Annotated in this window: 2 protein-coding genes; both read right to left on the reverse strand. The window is 64.9% G+C overall.

Going from position 1 to position 1,726, the window contains the following annotated elements:
- Positions 1 to 338, reverse strand: a 338-nt coding sequence (locus WCB02_RS26890; protein WP_423962791.1) for an ABC transporter substrate-binding protein, incomplete at its 3' end; no start/stop codon positions are given.
- Positions 339 to 398: 60 nt separating this feature from the next.
- Positions 399 to 1,726, reverse strand: a 1,328-nt coding sequence (locus WCB02_RS26895) for an FAD-dependent oxidoreductase (protein WP_423962792.1), incomplete at its 5' end; no start/stop codon positions are given.

A 1,726-nucleotide genomic window follows, 5' to 3' on the forward strand; every position in this document is an offset into this window, starting at 1 on the left:
AGCGGATAGCCCGCCTTTTCGCGGCTCATGCCGCCGATCACCTTCAGCGTGCCCTTGCCCGCGAGATTATACAACCCGGCGGTGAAAGCGGTGATGCCGATATCGATATCGCCGGAGGTGGTGGCGACCGCGATCGGCTGCGCGGCGTCGAAGAATTTCAACTCGATGTCGAGCCCGGCGTCACGGAAATAACCCTTGTCCTGCGCGATGAAGACCGGCGCCGACGAGGACAGTCGCAAGACCCCGATCCGTGCCTTCAACGGCTCGTCGGCCCGCGCGGTCTCGACCGCCGATATCGCCAACAGGCCGGCGAACGCCAGTCGCACCCATCCGATCATCTTGATGACTCCGTCGCGCTGAAAAGGCTTCGCTTAAAACGCCTCACTGTTACCGAACGATTACAGGCCTCGAGGGACCGGCTGATCCCGCCCAATGAAGGCGCCCTGCTGTTGCAAAGCCTGTTGCAGCCTGTCTACCGCAATGTCGCGCGGAAGCGTGTTCCCCGAAAGCGCCAGCGCCGCGGCCGACCCCGCGGCTTCGCCCATCGCAAAGCAGGCGCCGGAGACCCGCGCGGCGGACTGTCCGTCATGGGTCATCGATCCGCAGCGGCCGGCAACGAGGAGATTGTCGACGCCATCAGGCACCAGCATCCGGTATGGCAGCTCGTTGAAGCCGCGCGAATCCGGAATCGGCGGGAACTTGAAGATCACGTCGCCCGCGACATGGGATTCCATCGGCCAGCCGTTGACGCCGATCGAGTCGTCGAACGACGCGCAGGTCAGCACGTCCTCGCCACTCAGCCGATAGCCGCCCTTGATGCGCCGCGTCTCGCGGATGCCGAGCTGAGGCGGCAGGTCGACGATGTAGGATTTTTCGAAACCTGGCACCGTGCGCAGGAATTCGAACGCCTGAATCGCCTGGCGACGCCCGTCGATCTCGCCGCGCGTGAGATCATCCGGTTCGATGCCATTGATCGCGCTGCCGTCCGCGCGCGCCAGTTGCGTGAAATTGACCCGCCATTCGACGCTCGCGCGCTGCGGTCGCACGATCGCGGCCTTGCGCGGAAATTTGTGCGTGCCTTTGGCTTCCGCCGCTTCCATCAGCGCCGGAATCGTCCGCCAGGCGTCGCCCGCTCTGTCGGAATCGACGCCATTGAGGCGAAACATCATCGAGGGATAGAGCATGTGGCCGTCATCGTCGCCAAGTTCGAACGCCGCGCCGGCCCAGGCCGCGAGATCGCCGTCGCCGGAGCAATCGATGAAGATATCCGCTGCGACGGCCTGCCGGCCGGCCTTGGTCTCGACCAGCAGCGCATTGATGCGTCTGTCGTCCCGCATGACGACGCCGGCACCGAGCGCGTGAAACAGGATATCGACCTTGTGGCCGGTCAAGAGATCGTCGGCCGCGATCTTGTAGGCCGCGGTGTCATAGGCCTGCGCAAGGATCTTGCCCAGGACGAGATGCGGCGCGTTCAATCCGCCGAGACGGTCGATGCGCGCAAGCAGTTCGGATGCGATGCCCTGCACCACCCGGCGCATCTCGCCAAAGACATTGGCGTGCAGCCCGCAGAAATTGGTCACGCCGGCAGCCGTACCCATGCCGCCGAGAAAGCCGTAGCGCTCGACCAGCAGTGTGCGCCGCCCCGCGCGTGCGGATGCGACCGCGGCAGCAATGCCAGCAGGACCGCCGCCGAGCACGGCGACTTCATATTCGCCATAGACCGGGA

Source organism: Bradyrhizobium sp., assembly GCF_049581145.1.
In the GTDB taxonomy this organism is placed as follows: domain Bacteria; phylum Pseudomonadota; class Alphaproteobacteria; order Rhizobiales; family Xanthobacteraceae; genus Bradyrhizobium.